At 67.0% G+C, this 16219-nt stretch carries 15 protein-coding genes; 8 read left to right on the top strand and 7 right to left on the bottom strand.

Features of this window, described 5'->3' with window-relative positions:
- The first annotated feature begins 18 nt into the window (after positions 1-18).
- The 4 genes from metA to MWU52_RS05095 all read left to right on the top strand — a co-directional run bounded on the left by metA (position 19) and on the right by MWU52_RS05095 (position 3443).
- The gene (metA, locus tag MWU52_RS05080) at positions 19-933 is read left to right on the top strand and encodes a homoserine O-succinyltransferase (RefSeq protein WP_246950043.1); all 915 of its coding nucleotides are present in this window, start codon (positions 19-21) and stop codon (positions 931-933) included.
- A complete protein-coding gene (locus MWU52_RS05085; RefSeq protein ID WP_246950044.1) occupies positions 908-1882 on the top strand; it encodes an alpha/beta hydrolase in 975 nt (324 codons plus the stop codon). Before metA ends, MWU52_RS05085 begins: the two co-directional genes overlap by 26 nt.
- Before the next feature lie 74 nt (positions 1883-1956).
- A complete protein-coding gene (ppk2, locus tag MWU52_RS05090) occupies positions 1957-2829 on the top strand; it encodes a polyphosphate kinase 2 (protein ID WP_246950045.1) in 873 nt (290 codons plus the stop codon).
- A complete protein-coding gene (locus MWU52_RS05095; protein ID WP_246950046.1) occupies positions 2826-3443 on the top strand; it encodes a TetR/AcrR family transcriptional regulator in 618 nt (205 codons plus the stop codon). The genes ppk2 and MWU52_RS05095 overlap by 4 nt, the downstream gene beginning before the upstream one ends.
- A 26-nt stretch (positions 3444-3469) precedes the next feature.
- Here the strand turns inward: MWU52_RS05095 and MWU52_RS05100 are convergent, their stop codons facing one another.
- Positions 3470-4849: a M20/M25/M40 family metallo-hydrolase gene (locus tag MWU52_RS05100; protein WP_246950047.1), complete on the bottom strand. Its 1380-nt coding sequence runs from the start codon at positions 4847-4849 to the stop codon at positions 3470-3472.
- A gap of 114 nt (positions 4850-4963) precedes the next feature.
- Between MWU52_RS05100 and MWU52_RS05105 the strand changes: the two genes are divergently transcribed.
- The 4 genes from MWU52_RS05105 to ispG all read left to right on the top strand — a co-directional run bounded on the left by MWU52_RS05105 (position 4964) and on the right by ispG (position 9566).
- On the top strand, positions 4964-5545 hold the full coding sequence (locus tag MWU52_RS05105; protein ID WP_246950049.1) for a 5-aminolevulic acid synthase: 582 nt from the start codon (positions 4964-4966) through the stop codon (positions 5543-5545).
- 108 nt (positions 5546-5653) lie between these two features.
- The gene (gene hemA / locus MWU52_RS05110) at positions 5654-6880 is read left to right on the top strand and encodes a 5-aminolevulinate synthase (protein WP_246950051.1); all 1227 of its coding nucleotides are present in this window, start codon (positions 5654-5656) and stop codon (positions 6878-6880) included.
- A gap of 207 nt (positions 6881-7087) precedes the next feature.
- On the top strand, positions 7088-8353 hold the full coding sequence (locus MWU52_RS05115) for a helix-turn-helix domain-containing protein (RefSeq protein WP_246950053.1): 1266 nt from the start codon (positions 7088-7090) through the stop codon (positions 8351-8353).
- Positions 8354-8426: 73 nt separating this feature from the next.
- Positions 8427-9566 carry a flavodoxin-dependent (E)-4-hydroxy-3-methylbut-2-enyl-diphosphate synthase gene (gene ispG / locus MWU52_RS05120; protein ID WP_246950055.1) on the top strand — a complete coding sequence of 380 codons (1140 nt, stop codon included), beginning with the start codon at positions 8427-8429 and terminating at the stop codon, positions 9564-9566.
- 1 nt (position 9567) lies between these two features.
- On the opposite strand, the gene egtD is transcribed toward ispG, so the two are convergent.
- The 6 genes from egtD to MWU52_RS05150 form a co-directional block, all read right to left on the bottom strand.
- Entirely contained in the window at positions 9568-10488 is a 921-nt protein-coding gene (egtD, locus tag MWU52_RS05125; RefSeq protein WP_246950057.1) for an L-histidine N(alpha)-methyltransferase, read from the bottom strand.
- Between the two features lie 4 nt (positions 10489-10492).
- On the bottom strand, positions 10493-11761 hold the full coding sequence (gene egtB, locus MWU52_RS05130) for an ergothioneine biosynthesis protein EgtB (protein ID WP_246950059.1): 1269 nt from the start codon (positions 11759-11761) through the stop codon (positions 10493-10495).
- Positions 11762-11859: 98 nt separating this feature from the next.
- Positions 11860-13179 carry a branched-chain amino acid ABC transporter permease gene (locus tag MWU52_RS05135; protein ID WP_246950060.1) on the bottom strand — a complete coding sequence of 440 codons (1320 nt, stop codon included), beginning with the start codon at positions 13177-13179 and terminating at the stop codon, positions 11860-11862.
- On the bottom strand, positions 13176-14186 hold the full coding sequence (locus MWU52_RS05140) for a branched-chain amino acid ABC transporter permease (protein WP_246950062.1): 1011 nt from the start codon (positions 14184-14186) through the stop codon (positions 13176-13178). The genes MWU52_RS05135 and MWU52_RS05140 overlap by 4 nt, the downstream gene beginning before the upstream one ends.
- Positions 14187-14589: 403 nt before the next feature.
- Entirely contained in the window at positions 14590-15411 is an 822-nt protein-coding gene (locus tag MWU52_RS05145; RefSeq protein WP_246950063.1) for an ABC transporter ATP-binding protein, read from the bottom strand.
- Complete coding sequence (locus MWU52_RS05150; RefSeq protein WP_246950064.1) at positions 15408-16199, bottom strand: ABC transporter ATP-binding protein; 792 nt, start codon at positions 16197-16199, stop codon at positions 15408-15410. The genes MWU52_RS05145 and MWU52_RS05150 overlap by 4 nt, the downstream gene beginning before the upstream one ends.
- Positions 16200-16219 lie beyond the last annotated feature (20 nt).

Raw genomic sequence — 16219 nt, forward strand, 5'->3', positions numbered from 1 at the left:
CGAGAAGACGGAACCCCGATGCCCATCATCCTGCCCCACGACCTGCCGGCCCATGACGTCCTGTCCACCGAGGGGGTCATGGTCATGTCCGAGGACGATGCCGTGCGTCAGGACATCCGCCCGCTGAAGATCGGCCTGCTGAACCTGATGCCGATGAAGATCACGACGGAGACGCAGTTCGCCCGCCTGATCGGCGCCACGCCGTTGCAGATCGACCTGACGCTGGTTCGCATGACCGAGCACCAGTCACGCCACACCGCGCCCGAGCATATGGAGACGTTCTACCGCTCCTTCCAGGAGGTCCGGGACCAGAAGTTCGACGGCTTTCTGATCACCGGCTCGCCCATCGAGCACCTGCCCTTCGAGGAGGTGACTTATTGGGACGAGTTGCGCGAAGTGATGGACTGGACGCAGACCAACGTGCATTCCATCTTCGGCATCTGCTGGGGCGGGATGGCGATGGCCTGGCATTTCCACGGGGTGCGGAAGCATATCCTGCCGCAAAAGGCGTTCGGCTGCTTCCGCGTGGGCAACGAGGCGCCCGCCTCGCCCTATCTGCGTGGGTTCTCGGACGATTGCGTCATCCCCGTCAGCCGCTGGACCGAGGTGCGCCGCGACGAAGTGGAGGCAGCGGGAATGAAGGTGCTGCTGGGCAGCGAGGAGACCGGCCCCTGCCTGATCGAGGACGCGGCCCACCGCGCGCTGCACATCTTCAACCATTTCGAGTACGACAGCGACACGCTGCAGGCCGAGTATCGGCGCGACGTGGCCAATGGCACGCCGATCAACGTCCCGGGCAATTACTTCCCCGATGACGATCCGTCGCGGCCGCCGCTGAACCGGTGGCGCAGCCATGGCCATCTCCTGTATGGCAACTGGATCAGTCAGATATACGAGACGACACCTTATGATTTCGCGCAGATCGGCCGTTAAGGGCGGGGTCGCGACGGCGCTCGCCGCGATCGGCGGCACAGCCATCGACCGGCGTGCCGCCGCCCGCGAGGCCGCGTTCGAGGCCGCCTTCCCGCCCGAGGGCGACATCCTCGACGTGGGCGGCGTCCCGGTGCACGCCGTCATCCGCGGCACGGGGCCGGACCTGGTGATGATCCACGGCGCCTCGGGCAACAACCGGGATTTCACCTTCGACCTGATCGACCGTCTGTCAGACCGCTATCGCTGCATCGCCTTCGACCGGCCGGGGCTGGGCTATACCGGCCATGTCGATCCGGCCTATCGCGCGGCCTTCGCCACCCAGGCGGAAACGCCGGCCGAGCAGGCCGCGCTGCTGGCGGGGGCCTATGGGCAAGTCGGACGCGGCGTACCGCTGGTTCTGGGTCACAGCTTCGGCGGCACGATCGCGCTGGCCTGGGGCCTGGATCACCCGGCCCGCGCGCTGATCCTTCTGGCCGCGGCGTCGAACCGGTGGAAGGGCGGGCTGGGGCCGATCTACGCGGTCAACGCCTCCGCCCCCGGCGGGGCCATCGCGGTGCCCTTGCTGACGGCCACGGTGGGCGACGATCGCCTGCGCCAGATTACCGAAGGTATCTTCGCCCCGGATCCGATGCCGGACGGGTATTTTCAGCATGTCGGCGCGCAACTGACGCTCCGGCGGGACAGTCTGCGCGCCAACGCCCGGCAGGTGAACGGCCTGAAGCCGCATATCGTCGGGATGGAAGGCCGCTACGACGCGCTTCGTCTGCCGATCGAGATGGTGCACGGCACCGCCGACACGATCGTGCCACCGGAGACCCACGCCCATCCGTTCAAGGCGATGGTGCCGCATGCGAACCTGACCATGCTGGACGGCGTCGGCCACATGCCGCATCACGCCGACCCCGAGGCGGTGATCGCCGCCATCGACCGGGCCGCCGCCGCGGGCTGATCCGCGCGGGCCAGGTCCGGGCTGGCCCCGGGGTCGCCGCGCGGCCTATATCTATGCGTCAGAGGAGAATTCCCATGCCCAAGCCCTTCGACGCCGCCATCACCAAGTTTTTCGAGAGCGAGGTCCCCAAGGACATCCGCAAGGCCATCGAAAAGGCCGGCAAGAAGGACATCGTGACCGATCCGTTTCCCTATGACGACTGGATGGACAAGGACGACTACGAGGAGCAGCTGCATGCGCTGCAGATCGAACTGGTCAAGTGCCAGTCCTGGGTCGCCGCCTCGGGCACGCGGGTGGCCGTCGTGTTCGAGGGGCGGGACGCGGCCGGCAAGGGCGGCACGATCAAGCGTTTCCGCGAGAACCTGAACCCCCGTGTCGCGCGCACCGTGGCGCTGTCCAAGCCGTCGGACCGCGAGGCGGGGCAGTGGTATTTCCAGCGCTACGTACAGCATCTGCCCACCGCCGGAGAGATCGTGCTGTTCGACCGATCCTGGTACAACCGCGCCGTGGTCGAGCATGTGTTCGACTTCTGCACGCCGGAACAGCGCCGGACGTTCTTCGCGCAGGTCCCCCGCTTCGAGGAGATGCTGGTCGAGGACGGCATCATCCTGGTCAAGCTGTGGCTGAACGTCGGACGGGCCGAGCAGTTGCGGCGTTTCCTCAAGCGCGAGGACGACCCGCTGAAGCAGTGGAAGCTCAGCTCGATCGACGTGAAGGGCCTGTCCCGCTGGGATGCCTATACCGATGCCATCTCCGAGACCTTCGAGCGCACCCATACCGACGCGGCACCTTGGTGCGTCGTCCGGTCCGACGACAAGCGGCGCGCGCGGCTGAACGCGATCCGCCTCGTGCTGTCGCGGATCGAATATGACGGTCGGGACGACAAGGCGCTGCGCATCGACGACCGGATCGCGGGCGGGCCCGAACTCTGGCTGCACGGCGCGTGACGAAGCGCGGCTATCACCACGGCAACCTGCGCCAGGCGCTGGTGGATGCCGCGCTGTCGCTGATCGAGGAGAAGGGCCCCACCGGCTTCACCCTGTCGGAAGCCGCCAAGTCGGCCGGGGTCACGCCCGCCGCCGTCTACCGTCATTTCGAGGGGCGCGAGGATCTGATCGTGGAATGCGCGCTGCAGGGTCATGCGATCTTCGGCGACCTGATGGAATTCGCCTACAAGGGCGGTCAGCCCTCGGCGCTGCAGGCGTTCGAGGCGACGGGCCGCGCCTATCTGGCCTTCGCGCGCAAGTATCCCGGCCACTACATGGCGATGTTCGAAAGCGGCCTGTCGCGCCATGCCACGCCCGAGCTGGCGCGCGCCGTCGCCCGGTCGCGCGGCATCCTGGAACAGGCGGCCGAACAGCTGTCCGAACACATCCCCGAGGATCGGCGCCCCCCCGCCACGATGTTCTCGTCCCATATCTGGGCGATGAGCCATGGCGTGGTCGAACTGTTCGCGCGCGGGAACCCGGGCGGCAACGTCCCCTTCCCGCCCGAGGACTTGCTGGAGGCCGGGATCGGCATCTACCTCCGCGGCCTGGGGCTGGTGGCGCCCGACAAGTAACGCATCGCTTTCAGGGCGGCCCGGGCCTAATCGGCCAGCCGGCCCAGGATCCGCGCCCAGCTGCGGATGCCTTTCCGAAAGCTTTCGACGTCGTATTTCTCGTTGGGCGAATGGATCTGGTCATCGTCCTTCGCGAACCCCGTCAGAAGCGACTCCATCCCCAGCACCGACTGGAAATACCCCGCGATCGGGATCGAGCCGCCCCCGCCGACGAAGGTCGCCTGCTGGCCCCACTCCTCGGTCAGTGCGGCCTGCGCGGCGGCGAAGACGGGTCCGTCCACCGACATGGCGGAGGCCGGCCCCGCGCCGTGGCCCTGAAACGTCACGTGGCAATCGGGCGGCATCTGCGCGATCACCCAGTCGCGGAACGCCTCGCGCAGGCGCAGCGGGTCCTGCCCGCCGACCAGCCGAAAGCTGACCTTGGCGTGTGCCTTCGACGGCAGGACGGTCTTGAACCCCTTGCCGGTATAGCCCGACCAGATGCCGTTGATCTCGGCCGTGGGGCGCGACCACAGCATCTCCAGCCCGCTGCGGCCGCGCTCGCCGGCGGCGTGGCTCAGCCCGACCTCACCCAGGAACGCCTCGGTCGAAAAGCCCAGATCGTCCCATCCGGCCTTCACGTCGTCCGGCAACTCACCCACGCCGTCATAGAATCCGGGAACCTGGACCCGGCCCTGGTCGTCATGCAACCGGCCCAGGATCCGCGTCAGCACGCGCGCGGGGTTCATCGCTGGGCCGCCGTATTGCCCGGAGTGGAGGTCGCGGTCCGGCCCCTCGATCGTCAGTTCCTCGCCCAGCAACCCGCGCAGCGTCGTCACGATGGCGGGGATCCGGTCGTCATGCAGGCCCGTGTCGCAAATCAGCGCGATCTCGGCCTTCAGCTCCTCCCGGTTGGCTTCCAGGAACGGGACGAGAGAGGGGGAGCCCGACTCCTCCTCGCCCTCGAACAGCACGCTGATCCGGCAGGGCAGCGCGCCGGTCTCGTCCTTCCAGGCGCGGCAGGCTTCCAGGAATGTCATCAGCTGGCCCTTGTCGTCGGACGCGCCCCGCGCCCGGATGACGGCACCGCGGGGGGTCTGATCGATCGCGGGGTCGAACGGATCGCGGTTCCACAGGCGGCGCGGGTCGACCGGCTGCACGTCGTAATGGCCGTAGAAGAGCACGTGCCGCGCGCCCGCGCCGCCATGCGCCACGACCATCGGATGGCCGGGCGTCGCGCGCTTGGACGCATCGAAGCCCAGATGCGTCAGCTCGGCCACGAGCCAGTCCGCCGCCGTCTCGCAATCGTCGGCATGGGCCGGATCGGTCGAGATCGACGGGATGCGCAGCAATTCCATCAGCCGGTCGAGCGCGCGGCCCTGTCCGGCGTCGATACGGTCGAGGATGGCGTCGATGGGATGGGACATGGGGCCTCCGGTGCGGACATGGGGTGATGCGCAGGTTGATCCGCCGCGCCAAGGCTGTCCAGTCCCGGACGGACCCGCTAAAAGCGGACGAACGCCCCTTGACGGAGATCGAAGATGATCCGCCCCGCCCTCCTCGCGCTGTCCCTTGCCCTGCTCGCGCCCCTGCAGGCCACTGCGCAGGCCGTCCCCGATCAGGCCACAGCCAGGCAGGCGCTGTTCGAGACGCGGAGCGCACAGATCGTGGTGCAGCGCCATCCGTTCCTGTCCGAGATCGACCTGGCCGCGCTGCAGGAAATGCCGAAGGTCGCGCAGTTGAAGTACTACGGCGCGCTGGCCGCCGCGCCCGACGCGGGTTTCCAGTCGGAGACGACGCGCGGCGCCTTCAACTTCCATTCCATCGACGCGGCCCGCGCCGCCGCCGTCGCCGGCTGCGACGCCGCGCGCCGGGGCGGCCGGCCTTGCGTCGTGGTGGCCGACATCCTGCCCCGCCGCTATGCGCCCGGGCGGCCCCTGACGCTGAGCCAGGATGCGTCCGCCACGGTCGTCGGGCGGGGGTTCCGCCGCGCGGGAACGGACGCCACGCTGGCCATCTCGCCCACGACGGGCGCATGGGGTCTGGGCGACGGGGCGCAGGCCGCCATCGCCAGCTGCGCGGCGGCGGGCGCGCGCGATTGTGAACTGGCCGTGACCCGCTAGGGACGCGACCTGCGCGACAAACTGTGATCTGGATCAATGTGCGCGGGGACGCTAGATGCGACGGATGCGGCAGGCACCGGACTGCCCCCGGGGGGAGAAGACGAGCATATGACGGATTACGGAGCGGCCCTGGACCGCGCGATCAGCACCCTGCACGAGGAAGGCCGCTACCGGACCTTCATCGACATCGAGCGCCGTCGCGGCCAGTTCCCCCACGCCATCTGGACCCGGCCGGACGGGTCTGAGACCGAAATCACCGTCTGGTGCGGTAACGACTACCTGGGCATGGGCCAGCATCCGGCCGTCCTCGCGGCGATACACGAGGCGGTGGACGCCGCCGGCGCCGGTTCGGGCGGCACGCGCAACATCAGCGGGACCACGATCTATCATAAGCGGCTGGAGGCGGAGTTGGCCTCGTTGCATGGCAAGGACGCCGCGCTGGTTTTCACCTCCGCCTACATCGCCAATGACGCAACGCTGTCGACGCTGCCCAAACTGTTCCCGGGCCTCATCATCTATTCCGATGCGCTCAACCACGCTTCCATGATCGAAGGCGTGCGACGCAACGGCGGTGCCAAGCGCATCTTCCGTCATAACGACCTGGCCCATCTGCGCGAATTGCTGGCCGCCGACGATCCCGCCGCCCCCAAGCTGATCGCGTTCGAGTCGATCTACTCGATGGACGGCGATTTCGCCCCGATCGCCGAGATCTGCGACCTGGCCGAGGAGTTCGGCGCGCTGACCTATCTCGACGAGGTCCACGCGGTCGGCATGTACGGCCCCCGCGGCGCCGGCGTGGCCGAACGCGATCGCTTGATGCACCGCATCGACATCGTCAACGGAACGCTGGCCAAGGCCTACGGCGTGATGGGCGGCTACATCGCCGCAAGCGCGCGGATGTGCGACGCGGTGCGGTCCTACGCGCCGGGCTTCATCTTCACCACGTCGCTGCCGCCGTCGATCGCGGCGGGTGCGGCGGCCTCGGTCGCGCATCTCAAGCGTGACCAGGCGCTGCGCGACCTGCATCAGGAACGGGCCGCGTCGCTCAAGCTGCGGCTCCGCGGGCTGGGCCTGCCCATCATCGACCATGGCAGCCATATCGTCCCCGTCCACGTGGGCGACCCCGTCAAGTGCAAGATGATCTCGGACCGGCTGCTGTCGGATCACGGGGTCTACGTGCAGCCGATCAACTTCCCGACCGTCCCGCGGGGGACCGAACGGCTGCGCTTCACGCCCTCGCCGGTTCACACGCCGCCCATGATCGACGCACTGGTCCGCGCGATGGACGATCTTTGGTCGCATTGTGCGCTGAATCGCGCGCAAGCCGTCGGCTGAGACTTGACGTGCATTGTCCGTGACATGCTGCTAGTCTAGCTATGGCAGCAGAGTACCGATGGGGAGTCGGGGCTCGGATCATAGGCGGAAACGCGCACGAGAACGAGGCGCGTCCACAGATTGCGGGGCAGGCCCATCATGTTCGGCCGGAAAGCGAAGTTCCTTTCGAAGGCAGAGACCCCGGAAAGGGGTTACGACAGTTTCCCCATGCGGCTCGGCGACGAGATGCGGGGCGAGCGGGCGACGCTCGGCAAGTCGCTCATGGACGTTCAGCGGGAGTTGCGGATCAAGGCGAGCTATATCGCCGCGATCGAGAACGCGGATCTCTCGGCCTTTGACTCGCTGTCTTTCGTGGCCGGCTATGTGCGCAGCTACGCGCGTTATCTCGACATGGACCCCGAAACCGTCTTCGCCCGCTTCTGCGAAGAGTCGGGCTTCGGCGGGTTCTCGGCGCTCAAGCCGATGGAGTCCGAGGTCGCGCGCCGTGCGGCGATCTTCGATCAGCCGATCTCGGCCAAGAAATTCGGGCGCAAGTCCAAGGGTCCGCAGCCGGTCCTCGTGCCCAAGGCGGTCGACCCGATCCTGGGCGCCAGCAACCCGTTTGCCAACAAGGCCACGCCGGTCTTCGCCGGCTTCGAACCCGGCGCGCTGGGGTCGCTGGCGGTACTGGCGCTGCTCGTGGGCGGGCTGGGCTATGGCGGCTGGACCGTCGTGAAGGAAATCCAGCGCGTTCAGGTCGCGCCGGTCGAACAGGCCCCCGAACTGATCGCCGAGCTTGATCCGCTTGCGCCGCAGAACCCCGTCCTCGCCTCGCCCGAGGAGAACGGAGTCCAGTCGCCCACGCAGGACGCGCTGGCGCGGCTGTATCGGCCGCAGGCCCTCGATGCGCCCATCCTGACCGCGCGCGACGCGCCGATTTCGACCATCGCGCCGGGCACCGTCGGCGCCCTCGCCACGGTCGAGCCGTCGGGCCTGCAGGGCCCGGATGCCACGCTGATCGCGGCGTCGGTGGCCAATTCGGTCGACCTCGCGCTGGCCGATGCGCTGGGCGAGCCGGACGCGTCCGACACCCCCGCCACGCCCCCCCGCGTTCTGGCCGAGGAGCCGGAGGCCGTGGTGCTGGTCGCCGTGCGTGCCGCCTGGGTCCGTGTGAAATCGGCCGAAGGCGATACGCTTTTCGAGAAGATCCTGGAGCCGGGCGAGACCTACGAGGTGCCGATCGCCGAAGCGCCCGCGACCTTGCGGACAGGCAATTCCGGCGCGGTCTACCTGTCCGTCGACGGCAACACCTACGGTCCCGTCGCGCCGGGCGTGCAGGTCGCGTCGAACATTCCGCTGACGGCAGAAGCCGTGCGCGCGGATTTCGCCATCGCCGACCTGGATGGCGACAGCGATTTGGCCCGCGTGGTGGCCGAGTTGGGCGCGACGCCGGAACTGCCCGGCGACGAAATTCCCGCGCCGCCGATCGAATAGGCGCCTCACCGCGCGGTTGCGCCCCGCGCGCCGCGGCCCTAGCTGTCAGGCGAACCCGATCCGAAGGTCTCGCATGTCCGACGCGCTCCATTCCATCCGTCCATGGCGGCAGATCGACCGGCGCGTCAGCCGCCGGATCATGGTGGGCGACGTCCCCGTGGGCGGAGGTGCCCCGATCACCGTCCAGACGATGACGAACACGCTGACCACCGACGTGGCCGCCACGGTGGCGCAGGTCCAGGCCGCGGCCGAGGCGGGTGCCGACATCGTCCGCATCTCCGTTCCCGACGAGGCGTCGTCGAAGGCCCTGCGCGAGATCGTGAACGAAAGCCCCGTCCCCATCGTGGCCGACATTCACTTCCACTACCGCCGCGGGATCGAGGCGGCGGCGGCAGGTGCGGCCTGCCTGCGGATCAATCCGGGCAATATCGGCAGCCCCGACCGCGTGCGCGAGGTGATCGCCGCGGCCCGTGATCACGGCTGCTCCATCCGCATCGGCGTCAATGCCGGTTCGCTGGAAAAGCACCTGCTGGAGAAATACGGAGAGCCCTGCCCCGACGCCATGATCGAGAGCGGCTTGGATCATATCCGCATCCTCGAGGACAACGACTTCCGCGAATACAAGATAAGCTGCAAGGCGTCCGACGTCTTCATGGCCGCCGCCGCCTATCAGGGCCTGGCCGAGCAGACCGACGCGCCGATCCATCTCGGCATCACCGAGGCGGGCGGGCTGACCTCCGGGACGATCAAGTCGGCCATCGGTCTTGGCAACCTTCTGTGGATGGGCATTGGCGACACGATCCGCGTGTCCCTCTCGGCCGATCCGGTCGAGGAGGTGAAGGTCGGCTACGAGATCCTTAAATCGCTGGGCCTGCGGCATCGGGGGGTCAACATCATCAGCTGCCCCAGTTGCGCGCGGCAGGGGTTCGACGTCATCAAGACGGTCGAGGCGCTGGAGAAGCGGCTGGAACACATCAAGACGCCCATGTCCCTGTCTATCATCGGATGCGTGGTGAACGGCCCGGGCGAGGCGCTGATGACCGATGTCGGCTTCACCGGCGGCGGCAGCGGGTCCGGCATGGTCTATTTGGCGGGCAAGCAGTCGCATAAGCTGTCGAACGCACAGATGATCGACCATATCGTCGAACAGGTCGAAAAGCGCGCCGCGGCGATCGAAGCCGAGACCGTGGCTACCGGCCAAGCCGCCGAATGACCTAGCGCGGCCGCAGGATCGCGACCGCGAACCGCTCGCGGTCGTCGGTCAGCATCCGCTCCACCCGCCAACCGGACTGCCCGGCCAGATGCGACAGGGATGCGGTCGTGTACTTGCGACAGCTTTCGGTGTGGATCGTCTCGCCCTTCGCGAACCGGATTTTCGTTCCGCCAAGCCTGACCCCCTGGTCGCACCGCGACACCAGATGCATCTCGATCCGATTCCGGTCGGCCTTCCAGCGGGCCTCGTGCCGGAACGCCGGCAGGTCGAAATCCGCATGAACTTCGGCGTTCAACCGACTGAGAATGTTCAGGTTGAATGCCGCCGTCACCCCTTGGGCATCGTCATAGGCCGCGATCAGTTCCGCCGGGTCCTTGACCAGATCGACGCCGAGGACGAAGGCACGGATGTCGGACCACCCCGCCGCGCCGCGAAGCAGGGCGACCGCTTGCTCCTCGCCTAGGTTGCCAATGGTGGAGCCGGGGAAGAACCCGACCTTCGCCAGACCGTCGACCGCCACCGGCAGGTCGAGCGGGCGGGTGAAATCGCCCACGACCGGGTGGACGGCAAGCGCCGGATAGCGGCGGCGCAGGTCGTCGGCCGTCGCGTGCAGGAACTCGGCCGAGATATCCATCGGAACATAGGCGCCAAAGTGACCGCCCGCATCCAGAAGGATCCGCGTCTTGACGCTGGCGCCCGACCCAAGCTCCACCAAGGCGCCACCGGGCGGGACGAGGCCCGCCAGGTCGGCGGCGTTGTCCCGCAGGATGGCCGCCTCGGTCCGGGTGGGGTAGTATTCGGGCAGTTCGGTGATCCGCTCGAACAGGTCACTGCCGCGCTGGTCGTAGAACCATTTGGGCGGCAACGACTTGTCCGGCGCCGAAAGCCCGGCGAGCGCGTCCTTCAACAGATCGGCATTCACGCGGTCAGACGTCCCGCGCGAGCCGGAGGCCCATCATCTGCCACCGCTGATGCGGATAGAAGAACGTCCGGTATGTCGCCCGCATCTGCCCCCGCGCGGTTGCGCAGGACCCGCCACGCAGGACGATCTGGTTGACCATGAACTTGCCGTTGTATTCGCCCAAGGCCCCTTCGGGCGGCCGGAAACCCGGATAGGGCGTAAAGGGCGACGCGGTCCATTCCCAGACATCGCCCCAGATGCCGGGCCCCGGCATCGGCCGCAGCTGTCCGTCATCCAGGAAATTTCCCGCGATCGGGACATCGCGGAACGCCACCTCGTGCTCGGCCTCCGTGGGCAGGCGCGCGCCCCGGTCCCATCGGGCGTCGGCCCAGCGGGCGAAGGCCGCCGCCTCATGATAGCTGACATGCACCACGGGGGCGTCCAGCGCGACCGGCTGCGGCCCGCGCAGGGTATAGGTCCACCAGTCACCGTCCTGACGCCACCAATAGAGGGGGTGCGCCCAATCTTCGCGCGTGGCGATGGCGTGGCCCTCCATGAACCAGTGCCGGGGGTCGGAATAACCGCCATCCTCCATGAAGGCGATCCAGTCGCGGTTGGTGACGGGCCTGTCCGCAATCTCATAGGGGTCCAGATGGATGCGGTGGCGGGCGCCTTCGCAATCATAGGCGAAGCCGGGGCCGTCATGGCCGATCCAGACGGATCCCCCCTCGTGCCGGGTGAAGGTCAGCGGCACCTCCGCAGTGACCGGCAAGGGGGCCGGGTCGCGATAGATCGGCATCAGCGGGTTGAAGGACAGGCCGTGCAGCAGGTCGGTTACGAGCAGTTCCTGATGCTGCATTTCATGGTGACAACCCAGTTCGACCAGACCCGCGATCCCTTCCCGATCGTCGCGTCCGCCGTCCAGAAGGTCCGCCAGGGCCGCGTCCACGTGCCGACGGTAGGCCGCGACCTCGGCGCAGTCCGGGCGCGAGATCATGCCCCGCCGGTCGCGTGCATGACGCGGACCGGCCTGGGTGTAGTAGCTGTTGAATAGGAACGCGAAACGGTCGTCGGGCGATGCGTAGTCCGGCTTGTGCGGCTTCAGGATGAACTCCTCGAAGAACCAGGTCGTGTGCGCCAGGTGCCATTTGACGGGCGAGGCGTCCTCCATCGACTGGAGCATCATGTCCTCGGGGCGCAGCGGCGCGGCCAATCGGTCCGTGCGCGCGCGTGTGGCCTGGAACAGCGAGAGCGCCTCGGGCGGTGCGAGCGGGGCCGGTGCGTGCTGCGGCATGTCTGGGCCTTCCTGCTGGCGATGCGTCAGATCACCAACCTAGCCCGGCACCCCCGGTTCCGTCGTCACCGTTGCGTGACATCCCGCATGTGCGCGGATCAACGCTCGGGCAGCAACCCCTTGGGCGAAAAGCGAAGCACCAGCAAAAGCACCACACCCATCAGCGCAAGACGCGTGTGCTGCGCAGCCTCCTGCAGGTGATCCTTGAGCCAGAACCCGTCCGGCATGCCCGCCGTCAGATAGGTCATGCCGAGAGGTCCGAAATATTCCACCTGCACCCAGAGCCACCAGATCAGGAAACCGCCGAGGACCGAGCCCCAGTTGTTGCCCGACCCGCCCACGATCACCATGACCCAGATCAGGAACGTATAGCGCAGCGGCTGATAGCTGGTCGGCGTCAACTGGCCATCGAACGTGATCATCATCGCGCCGGCCAGCCCCAGGACGGCCGAGCCCAGGACGAAGATCTGCAGATGCCGCGCGGTCACGTCCTTCCCCATCGCCTCGGCCGCGACCTCGTTGTCGCGGATGGCGCGCATCATGCGGCCCCAGGGCGAGGTCAGCGCCGCCTGCGTCAACCAGATCAGCAACAGCAGGACCAAGGCGAAGAAGCCCGCATAGGCCAGCTTGACGGCGATGGTCGATGCCGTGACCGGATCGAAGCCGAACTCGGTTGCCGCCTCGGTGAAGACTTCGGAGTTCTGAAGGTCGATTTCGTAGGGAACGGGACGCGGCAGGCCGATGACGTTCTTGACGCCCCGAGCCAGCCAATCCTCGTTCTTCATGACGGCGATGATGATCTCGGCGATGCCCAGCGTGGCGATGGCCAGATAGTCCGACCGCAGGCCCAGCGCCGTCTTGCCGATGATCCACGCCGCCCCCGCCGCCAGAACCGCGCCGGCCGGCCAGGACAACAGCGTGATCCAGCCGCAATCACGGTAGTCGGCGCAGAAGTTCAGCCCGCCGATATTGCCTGCGGAAGCGGGGTTCACCGCCTCGACCGCGATCACGCCGGGGTCGAGGATGGCGCGAAAGACGAAGAACCCAACCAGCAGCACCGCTGCCGTAATCCAGCCATGGTAGCGTCCGCCCCGGCGCCAGGCGTAGATCGCCGCCGCGACGACCGCGACGCCCGCCAGCAAGCCCAGCACGATGCGCCCGCCCCCGGCCGAGACCGCCTCGAAATTCGGGGGCATGGACACCAGAACGGCGCCCAGCCCGCCCAATGCGACGAACCCCATGACGCCCACGTTGAAAAGGCCGGCATAGCCCCACTGGATGTTCACGCCCAGTGCCATGATCGCGCTGATGAGGCCCATGTTGAAGATCGTCAGCGCCAGGTTCCAGGACTGGAACACCCCGGTGGCCACGAACAGCAGCGCGACCAGCGCAAACAGGAGGACGGCGCGCGTGTTCATACAGATTTCCCCGCAAACAGGCCCGTGGGACGGAACAGAAGGACGATGATGAGGATGACGAAGCTGACCGCGAACTTGTAGTCGGTCGACAGAAGCTGGACGAGGCCGTCGGGCTCCAATGCCTCGGGCAGGGCATAGCCCAGCACCTTCTTGAGCGGATAGGTGATCGTGACCTCGGCGAAGGCAATGACAAATCCGCCCGCGATGGCGCCCAGTGGCGAACCCAGGCCGCCCACGATGGCGGCGGCGAAGATCGGCAACAGAAGCTGGAAATAGGTGAACGGCTTGAACGACTTGTCGAGCCCGTAGAGCGTGCCCGCGATCGTCGCCAGCGCGGCGACCATCAACCATGTGTACATGACGACCCGTTCGGGATTGATGCCCGACAGCAAGGCCAGATCCTCGTTGTCGGAATAGGCGCGCATCGACTTGCCGGTGCGGGTGCGGTTCAGGAACCAGAACAGGATGGCGACCACCACGACGGCGACGACCACGGTGATGACCTGCGTCGTCTTGATGGCCAGCCCTTCATCCAGACCGGTCATCGTCTTGAAGTCGCGGGCCGAGATGACGAACCGTTCGCCGTCGGCGAAACGCTGGTCGTCGGGCCCGATGATGAAACGCACGACGCCGTTGTAGATGAACATCACGCCCAGGGACGCGATGACGAAGGTGACCGGCACGGCCTTCTTGGCGCGGTAGAAGCGATAGACCAGACGATCTGTGCCGAGCAACAGCAGCGCCGTGACCGCGATGCCGACCGGAAGCGCCAGCAGCGCCGTGGGCAATGGGCCCAGGCCGATGCCCGCCGCCTGCAAGCCCCAGGTGGCGAGGATGACGGACATCGTGCCGAAGGCCATCGTGTCGCCATGCGCGAAGTTCGAGAAACGCAGGATGCCATAGATCAGCGTCACGCCCAGCGCGCCCAGCGCAAGCTGCGAGCCATAGGCGGTCGCGGGGACGAGAACGAAGTTGGCGAAGGCCACGAGGGCGTTGAGCGGTTCCATCAGAAAAGTCCCTCGCATCGGTCGACATAGGTCCGTCGGCTACGCGGGTAGTCTACGTAGCGCCGCGGTATCTCAACGACGGACAATCGGACAACTTCCCCGTCGGTCACGATCGATCCATGGCTTTCGCCATCCCTGAACTGGATCGTCGGCCCGACCGTGCGCACTTCATAGGTCGCATCGCTCGTGCGAACGTGATCGACGACAGAGTTTCCCGGAAAGCGTCGCACTTTGAGTTTCCGTCCATCGATCGTGAGGAATTCCGATTCCGCATCCGACCATTCGATGCGTATCGGAACGCAGTCCCGCCCGTTCTCGCAAACTGCCGGCAAGGTGCACGACCCTGCCACGGCCATTCCCGGACCGATCAGCGCCGCCGCGACTATCGTCGAACCCAGAACTCTCATCCCCCCAGGAACGACCGACGGACTTCCTCGTCCGCCAGCAGTTCCTTCCCCGTACCGGTATGTGCGTTGCGGCCCTGCACCAGGACATAGCCGCGATCCGCGATCTCCAGCGCCTGACGCGCGTTCTGCTCGACCATCAGGATCGGGATGCCGGTGCGGCTGACCTCGATGATCCGGTCGAAGAGTTCGTCCATGACGATGGGGCTAACGCCCGCGGTGGGCTCATCCAGCATCAGTACCTTGGGCTTGGTCATCAGCGCGCGGCCGACGGCAACCTGCTGGCGCTGTCCACCCGACAACTCGCCCGCGGGCTGGCGGCGTTTCTCCTTGAGGATCGGGAACAAATCATAGACCTGCGCCATCGTGTCCCGAAAGTCGTCGCGGCGGATGAAGGCGCCCATCTCCAGGTTCTCCTCGACCGTCATCGAGGTGAAGATGTTCGACGTCTGCGGCACGAAACCCATGCCCTTGGCGACCCTGTCCTGCGGCGACAGCGCGGTGATGTCCTCGCCATCCAGACGCACGCTGCCCTTGTTGAGGTTCAGCATGCCGAAGACGGCCTTCATGCCGGTCGACTTGCCCGCCCCGTTGGGCCCCACGATCACCGCGATCTCGCCGGGGTCGACGGCGATGGTGCAGTCGTGCAGGATGTCCGGCCCGCTGCCATAGCCGCCCGACATGCTGTCGCCGATCAGGAAGGCGTTCGTCGTCTCGATCCGGTCGGCGGGGGCGGTGCCCTGCGACAGCGTCCCGCCGCCGGGCCGGGTGATCGACCGATCCTTGTTGCCCCGGTCGTCCTGCCAGGCGTTGCGGCTCATGCGCCCGTCTCCGCCAGCTGATCCTTGTTCTTCAGACCGGTGCCCAGATAGGCCTCGATGACCTGCTCGTTGGCCTTGATCTCGGCCAGCGTTCCTTCGGCCAGAACGTGCCCCTCGGCCATCACGATGACCGGGTCGCAGATGCGGCCGATGAAATCCATGTCGTGCTCGATCACGACGAAAGTGTATCCCCGCTCGCGGTTCAGGCGCAGGATCGCGTCGCCTATTGTGTTCAGGAGCGTCCGGTTCACGCCGGCGCCGACCTCGTCCAGGAAGACGATGCGGGCGTCGACCATCATCGTGCGCCCCAGCTCCAACAGTTTCTTCTGGCCGCCCGACAGGTTGCCGGCCTTCTCCTCGGCCAGGTGGCTGATGGTCAGGAAGTCCAGCACTTCGTCGGCCTTGGCGGCGAGGGCCTCGTCCTCCTCGCGGATGGCGCGGCGCTTGAACCATGCGTTCCAGAGCGTCTCCCCCAGCTGGTCGCCGGGCACCATCATCAGGTTCTCGCGCACCGTCATCGACGAGAATTCATGCGCGATCTGGAACGTGCGCAGCAGGCCCTTGTGGAACAGTTCGTGCGGGGGCAATCCGGTGATGTCCTCGCCCGCCATCGTGACCTTGCCGGAGGTGGGTTTCAGCACGCCCGCGATCACGTTGAAAAGGGTGGTCTTGCCCGCCCCGTTCGGACCGATCAAGCCGGTGATGGACCCTTCGGTGATGCGCAGCGTCGCGCCGTCCACGGCGCGGAAGCCGCCGAAATGGCGATGAAGGTCCGTGACCTCGATCATTCGACTCTGTCCCCCTTGCG

Origin of the sequence: Jannaschia sp. S6380 (assembly GCF_023015695.1) — a bacterium.
In the GTDB taxonomy this organism is placed as follows: domain Bacteria; phylum Pseudomonadota; class Alphaproteobacteria; order Rhodobacterales; family Rhodobacteraceae; genus Jannaschia.